This window comes from Leifsonia sp. SIMBA_070, from assembly GCF_046534635.1.
Lineage (GTDB): Bacteria > Actinomycetota > Actinomycetes > Actinomycetales > Microbacteriaceae > Leifsonia.
The window spans coordinates 1-287 of the sequence record NZ_JAWRYK010000160.1 but is presented as its reverse complement, the minus strand read 5'-3'; the positions used below and the strand labels follow the sequence as shown (position 1 = coordinate 287).

1 protein-coding gene is annotated in these 287 nt (G+C 67.2%); it reads left to right on the top strand.

What is annotated here, in order from left to right; genetic code table 11:
* Positions 1–287: AAA family ATPase (locus tag SB754_RS19835; RefSeq protein ID WP_410784101.1), on the top strand; the 287-nt coding region annotated here is incomplete at both ends.

Sequence of the window (287 nt, the reverse complement as noted above, 5' to 3'; positions counted from 1 at the left end):
CTCGTGATCGAGGGCTTCGGGCCCTTCCGCGACACTCAGACGGTCGACCTCAACCGTTACGCCGCCGACGGCATCTTTCTGATCTCGGGCCGCACGGGCACGGGCAAATCGAGCATCCTCGACGCCATCTGCTTCGCTCTCTACGGCACCACGCCGCGCGCCTCGGAGGGCGAGAGGCGTTTCCGCAGCGACTATGCGAAGGATGGCGAACCGAGCCGCGTCACGCTCGACTTCGTGGTCGGCGACGATGCATGGCGCATCGTGCGAACGCCCGCCTACGAGCGGCC